Origin of the sequence: Actinomadura sp. WAC 06369, assembly GCF_003947565.1 — a bacterium.
Lineage (GTDB): Bacteria > Actinomycetota > Actinomycetes > Streptosporangiales > Streptosporangiaceae > Spirillospora > Spirillospora rifamycini.
Window position 1 is genome coordinate 21596 of the sequence record NZ_QHJN01000104.1, and the last position, 6647, is coordinate 28242.

Annotated in this window: 5 protein-coding genes; 2 read left to right on the plus strand and 3 right to left on the minus strand. The window is 76.0% G+C overall.

The window, feature by feature from the left end; translation table 11 throughout:
* Positions 1 to 112 precede the first annotated feature (112 nt).
* Entirely contained in the window at positions 113 to 928 is an 816-nt protein-coding gene (locus DMH08_RS25490; RefSeq protein WP_125618257.1) for a TrmH family RNA methyltransferase, read from the plus strand.
* 7 nt (positions 929 to 935) lie between these two features.
* Here DMH08_RS25490 and DMH08_RS25495 read toward each other — a convergent pair whose 3' ends face one another.
* From DMH08_RS25495 to DMH08_RS25505, 3 genes are all read right to left on the minus strand, one after another.
* A complete protein-coding gene (locus DMH08_RS25495; RefSeq protein WP_125618258.1) occupies positions 936 to 1811 on the minus strand; it encodes a hypothetical protein in 876 nt (291 codons plus the stop codon).
* Positions 1812 to 2081: 270 nt separating this feature from the next.
* A complete protein-coding gene (locus tag DMH08_RS25500; protein ID WP_026400827.1) occupies positions 2082 to 2450 on the minus strand; it encodes a hypothetical protein in 369 nt (122 codons plus the stop codon).
* Positions 2447 to 5488: an SseB family protein gene (locus DMH08_RS25505; protein WP_125618260.1), complete on the minus strand. Its 3042-nt coding sequence runs from the start codon at positions 5486 to 5488 to the stop codon at positions 2447 to 2449. Before DMH08_RS25505 ends, DMH08_RS25500 begins: the two co-directional genes overlap by 4 nt.
* 87 nt (positions 5489 to 5575) lie before the next feature.
* Here DMH08_RS25505 and DMH08_RS25510 point away from each other — a divergent pair, with 87 nt between their 5' ends.
* Positions 5576 to 6085 (plus strand): hypothetical protein, encoded by a 510-nt coding sequence (locus tag DMH08_RS25510; protein ID WP_125618262.1) that lies wholly within the window; start codon positions 5576 to 5578, stop codon positions 6083 to 6085.
* Positions 6086 to 6647 lie beyond the last annotated feature (562 nt).

Below are 6647 nucleotides of genomic sequence, written 5' to 3' on the forward strand. Positions count from 1 at the left end.
GTCATGAGCGTATGCTTGGACGAACCTGGCATCCTGCACCACAGTAGCGGCGCGGGCACACAACGACGCCGCATGGCCGTAACCGGCCTTGCGGGCCCGGCACAATGGGGGGATGGCCACCCTGGTCCCCGTCACCGACCCCACCGACCCGCGCCTCGCCGACTACGTCCGGCTCCGCGACGTCAACCTCCGCAAGAGCCTCGAGGCCGAGCACGGACTGTTCGTCGCCGAGGGCGAGAAGGTCATCCGCCGCGCGGTGGCCGCCGGGCACCCCGTCCGGTCCCTGCTCATGGCGCGGCGCTGGGCGGACCCCCTCGCCGACCTCCTCGACGGCTTCGACGCCCCCGTCTACATCGCCGCCGACGACGTCCTCCAGGAGATCGCCGGATTCCAGGTGCACCGCGGCGCCCTCGCGTCCATGGCCCGCCTGCCGCTGCCGCCCGTCGACGCCGTCGTCGCGGACGCCCGCCGCATCCTCGTCCTCGAAGACCTCGTCGACCACGCCAACGTCGGCTCCATCTACCGGTGCGCCGCCGCCCTCGGCGTCGACGCCGTCGTCCTGTCCCCGCGGTGCGCCGACCCCCTCTACCGCCGCGCCGTCAAGGTGTCCATGGGCGCCGTCTTCGCCGTCCCCTACGCGCGCATGGCGAACCGGCGGGACGACCTCGCGAAGCTGCGCGCGTCCGGGTTCACGCTCCTCGCCCTCACCCCCGACCAGTCCGCCACCCCGCTGGACGGCGCCCCGATGGGCGACCGCGTCGCCCTCATGCTCGGCTCGGAGGGCGACGGCCTGTCGTCCCACTGGCTCGACGAGGCCGACGACCGGGTCTGCATCCCGATGAGCGCCGCCGCCATGGCGAACGGCGTCGACTCCCTCAACGTCACGGCGGCCGCCGCCATCGCCTGCCACGCGCTGCTGCGCGGCTGACGGGGGCTCAGCGGCCGAACATGCCGCGGCGCGTCCGCCGGTGCTGCCCCCGCGGCGCCCGTCCCCGCGCCATCGCGGCCCGCCGCCCCAGCCGCACCTGCGTCAGCAGCAGCCCGAACACCACGATCAGCGCCGCGAGCCACGCCACCTGCGTGCTCGCCATCCGCTCGAACGTGAGCTCCTGAGCGACCGGCGCCTTGTTCTCCCGCAGCCGGCTCTGCGGCGTCGCCGGGACCGGGTTCGGCGCCACCGACGGGCTCGGCGCCGAGATCGACGGCAGCTCCACGCCCGGGCTCCGGGCGCCGAACGACGCGTTCGGCGAGGTGTCGGGGTAGTCGGGCACGTCCACGTCGGCCGACCCGCCGGACCCCGACGAGCCCGACGACCCCGACGAGCCGCTCGACCCGGAGGAGCCGCCGGAACCGGACGAACCGGACGAACCTTCGTCGTCGTCCTTCCCGCCGGACGGGCTCGGAGACGGGGTCTTCGTCGGCTTGCCCGTGGGCTTGCCGGTCGGGCCGCCGGTCGGGGGCGGCGGAGCCTTGAACGTGACGGACGCCTCAGCGGGCACGTCCTCCTCCACGCCGGCCGCGCCGACCGTGACGACGAGGGTGACCTTGACGTCCTTCTTCGCCGACTCCGGCACCGAAACCGTCGTGATGACTTCCTTCTTGTCGCCCTTCCCGACCGTCCCGATGACGCACGCCGCCGACTCGAACGGCTCCGCGCAGTCGCTCGCCACGATCGGCTTCGGACCCGTCGACGTCGCCTTGACGCCCACGATCCGCACCTCTTCGAGCGTCCCGTCCTTCGCCGCGATGTGCGTCGTCAGCTTCGCCTCGTCCCCCACCTCGAACTTCTCGGGGGGCACCGTGACCTGCACGGCGAGTGTGCCGGGCGTCTCCGTCGGCGTGGGAGCGGGACTGTCCGAGGGGGACGTCGAAGGCGTCGGGGTCGGATCCGTGGCCGCGACGGCGGACGCACCGCCCGCCGCGAGCACCGCCGCGGCGGCGAACCCTACGAAGAGCGGTTTCACCGCCGGTCGGCAGACCACCGCCGCAGCACCTCCGTCGTCTCATGAACGGCCGTAACGCAAGGGGGGATCGGCCCCGGACACATGCGAACACGGATCCCGGCCCGGATCAACCCCCGATCAGACGAACTCCTGGCGGACGTCCTCCACCTCGGCGCGCGGCGCCCACGCCTGCCACACCCCGTGGTCGATCCGGTCGAGCCCGAGCCGCTCGGCGGCCGGAGCCCGGCCGCCGGTGTACTCCACCCGCACCCACGACTCGTGCTCGCCCACGACGACGAACGGCTCGCCGCGCCACGTGCACGCCGTCCGCACGTACCGCAGCTCCTCGACCTCCGACGCCGGGACGACCCGCCGGTACCGGCCCGGCCGCAGCTCCTCGAACCCCTCCGTCGGATCCGGCGTGTACAGCCGGACCTCGCCGTCCGCACCGGGCGACGCCTCGAAGTCCCGCCCGAGCCACCGTGCGACGTACCCGTCCCGGATCACTGCGCGGCCTCCGTCCGTCCGTCCCCGCCCTCGGCGCCCGGCTCGGGCCGCAGCCAGCCGAGCCGGTCCGGGTCGTACATCGCCACGAACCGCTCCGAACGGTCCGGCGCGAGGTAGTACATCTCCGACCCGTACGGCAGCCGGATGCTGTCCACCTTGAACTCGCGGATCGAGCCCGCGCTGCCCGGCGCGAACCCCGTCCCGACGAACGGCGCCCGCTCGACGACCCACCCGGCCTCGCCCCACGCGGCCATCTCCGCCTCCGTCGCGCCGCCGAACGGCACCCGGTAGACGTCCGGGCAGTACGCGGGCCACCGGATCACGTAGACGCCCTCGTCCCCGGGCGCGAACGGGGAGTCGTCGTAGAGCAGCCCCAGCGCCTCGTACAACTGCGCGGGCGTCTGCAACTCCGCCACGTCGCTCGTCAGATGCACGAACCCGCCGACCCGGTCGTACCCCTGCTCCAGGTACCAGGCGACATGCCCGTGCGGCACGACCTTCTGCATGATCGCGAGCTGCGACACCCGGTCGTCCGGGTCCGCGGCCGGCTGCGGCACCGGTCGCACCTCGGCCTCCGGCCGCGGCTCGCGGGGCGGCGGCGCGGCCGGCCGCGCCTGGATCAGCCCCACGCGGATCGCCCACTCGCTGAGCGCCCGCACCTGCTCCCCCCGCAGCGACGCGCCGATCCGCGTCCCCGGGTTGAGCAGCATCGCCCAGTCCTCGCGCGGCCAGGCGCCGATCAGCTCCCGGAAGTCCGCGTAGACGAACCGCGCCTCCGGCAGGATCTCGCGCAGCCGCACCAGCGACGTGAACACCCGAACCGCCGCGTCGTCCCGCAGCGCGGCGTCCCACCGGAAGTCGCGCTGGATCGGCGTCACCTCGAGCGGCGCGTCCTCCGGTATCGGGACGAGCACGTTCGCGTTCAGCAGGACCCGCAGGAAGGCGTCCGAGTCCCCCGCGAGGGTGGCGTCGTACAGCTCCTGGTCGATGCGGTTGCCGGGCTCGAACCCCGCTTCGGCGTCCGGAACGGCCCGCAGTCCGCGCCCGCCGTCCGACCCGCCCGTCCGGCCCGGAAGCCCGTAACCCCCCGACGCGCCCTGACCGGGCACATCGGACACCGCGGCCGGACCGGCGGACTGCACCGGTTGCGCATGCTCGTACCCGCCGGACGCCTGAGCCGACTCACCACCATCGGACGCCGGGGGCCGTTCGGCACCGGTCCGCCCGGGAAGCCCCCGCGGCGGCACGCGCTCACCACCGGTCGCCGCCGGGCCGTCCCCGGTGCCACCGGTGGCCTGGGCGGGGTCGCCGAGCCCCCCGGACGTCGGCGCCTGTCCGGCGCCGCCGATCACTGCCGGGCCGCTCTCGATGCCCCCGGCAGCCGCTGTGGAGGGCTCGATGCCGTCGGCGGTCTGAGCAGGCTGGCCGAGCCCGTCGGGTGCCGAGGTCTGTTCGGCGCCGCCGGGCTGGCCGGGGGCTCCCTGCGGCGGCACGTGCTCGCCGCTGGTCGCCTGGGCCGGTTGGCCGGTGAGGTCGTGCGGCTGCGCCGTGTTGCCCTCGCCCCCGGCAGCCGGGGCGTGCCCGGTGCCGCCGGTGGCCTGGGCGGGGTCGCCGAGCGCCCCGGACGTCGGCGCCTGTTCGGTGCCGCCGGGCTGGCCGGGAAGCCCGTGCGGCGATGCGTGTTCGGCGCCGCCGATCACTGCCGGGCTGTTCCCGGTGTCGCCGGTCGCCGCTGTGGAGGGCTCGATGCCGTCAGTGGTCTGAGCAGGCTGGCCGAGCCCGTTGGGTGCCGAGGTCTGCTCGGCGCCGCCGGGCTGGCCGGGGGCTCCCTGCGGCGGTGCGTGCTCGCCGCCGGTCGCCTGAGCCGGTTGGCCGGTGAGCCCGTGCGGCCGCGCCGTGTCGCCCTCGCCCCCAGCCGCTGGGGCGTGCCCGGTGCCGCCGGTGGCCTGGGCGGGGTCGCCGAGCCCCCCGGACGTCGGCGCCTGTCCGGCGCCGCCGGTCGCTGCCGGGCCGCTCTCGATGCCCCTGGCCGCCGCTGCGGAGGGCTCGATGCCGTCAGTGGTCTGAGCAGGCTGGCCGAGCCCGTTGGGTGCCGAGGTCTGCTCGGCGCCGCCGGGCTGGCCGGGGGCTCCCTGCGGCGGCACGTGCTCGCCACCGCTGGTCGCCTGGGCCGGTTGGCCGGTGAGGTCGTGCGGCCGCGCCGTGTCGCCGCTGACCCCGGCCGCCGGGGCGTGCCCGGTGCCGCCGGTGGCCTGGGCCGGTCCGACGGTAACCCCGTGTGGCGGTGCCGAATCGCCCTCGCTTCCGGCCGCCGGGCTGTGCCCGGTGCCGTCGGCGGATTGTGCGGCGTCGCCGAGGCCGTCGGGCGCCGAGGGCTGTTCGACGCCGCGGGGCTGGCCGGGGGCTCCCTGCGGCGGTATGTGCTCGCCGCCGGTCGCCTGAGCTGGTTGGCCGGTGAGCCCATGTGGCTGCGCCGGGTCGCCCCCGGCCGCCGGGGCGTGCCCGGTGCCGCCGGTGGCCTGGGCGGGGTCGCCGAGCGCCCCGAACGTCGGCGCCTGTTCGGTGCCGCCGGGCTGGCCGGGAAGCCCGTGCGGCTGTGCCGGGTTGCCGCCGACCCCGGCCGCCGGGGCGTGCCCGATGCCGTCAGTAGTCTGACCAGGCTCGCCGAGCCCGTCGGGTGCCGAGGTCTGTTCGGTGTCGGCGGGTTGGCCGGGAAGCCCGTGCGGCGGTACGTGCTCGCCACCGCTGGTCGTCTGGGCCGGTTGGCCGGTGAGGCCGTGCGGCTGTGCCGGGTCGCCGCTGACCCCGGCCGCCGGGCTGTGTCCGGTGTCGCCGGTGGCCTGGGCGTGTTGGCCGAGCCCGTCGGGTGTGGGGGCCTGTTCGGTGTCGGCGGGTTGGCCAGGGGCGCCGTTCCCGATGTCGCCGTTCGCCGCTGTGGCGGGCTCGATGCCGTCAGTGGTCTGAGCAGGCTGGCCGAGCCCGTCGGGTGCCGAGGTCTGTTCGGCGCCGCCGGTACGGCCGGGGGCTCCCTGCGGCACGTGCTCGCCACCGGTCGCCTGAGCCGGTTGGCCGGTGAGCTCGTGAGGCTGTGCAGAGTCACCCCCGCCCCCCGCCACCGCCGGGGCGTGCCCGGTGCCATCAGTGGCCTGGACGGGTTGGCCGGTGAGGCCATGGGGCTGGGCCGGGTCGTCGCTGACCCCTGCCGCCGGGCTGTGTCCGGTGCCGCCGCGGGCGTGGGCGTGTTGGCCGAGCCCGTCGGATGTGGGGGGCTGTTCGGTGTCGGTGGGTTGGCCAGGGGCGCCGTGCAGTGGTGCGTGTTCGGCGTCGCCGCTCGCTGCCGGGCTGTTCCCGTTGTCGCCGGTCGCCGTTGTGGCGGGCTCGATGCCGTCAGTGCCCTGAGCAGGCTGGCCGAGCCCGTCGGGCGCCGAGGTCTGTTCGGCGCCGCCGGTACGGCCAGGGACGCCGTGGGGCGGTGCGTGCTCGCCGCCGCCGGTTGCCTGGGCCGGTTGGCCGTGCGGCTGGGCTGGGTCGCCGCCGACTCCGGTCCCTGCCTGACCGTGCCCGGTGGTGCCTGCCGCTTGGGCGAGCTCGGCACCGCCGACGGTGGGTTGGCCGGGGAGTCCGTGCGTGCGTGATTGTTCGGCGTCGCCGGTTGCTATCGGGCCGTGCTGGGGGCCGCCGGTGGCCTGGGCTGGCTGGCCGTGTGGCTGGGCCGGGTCGCCGCCGACCCCGGCCGCCGCCTGACCGTGCCCGGTGGTGCCGGTGGCCTGGGCGGGGTTGCCGAGCCCGTCGGATGTCGGGGCCTGTTCGGTGCTGGAAGGGTGGCCGGGGAGGCCGCCTGCCGGGTCGTCCCCGACCTCGGGTCCTGCCGGGCCGTGCTGGGGGGCGCCGGGTGCCGGGGGCTGGTCGATGCTGGTGGGGTACCCGAGAAGTCCGGGGGTGCGCGCGTGCTCGTCGTCGGCCGCTTGGGCGGGCTGGTCGGTGGCGGCTTGGCCAGGGAGCCCGTGCGTGCGTGATTGTTCGGCGTCGCCGCTCGCTGCCGGGCTGTTCCCGTTGTCGCCGGTCGCCGTTGTGGCGGGCTCGTTGGCGTCAGTGGCCTGAGCACGCTTGCCGTGCCCGTCGGGTGCCGAGGTCTGTTCGGCGCCGCCGGTACGGCCGGGGGCTCCCTGCGGCACGTGCTCGCCACCGGTCGCCTGA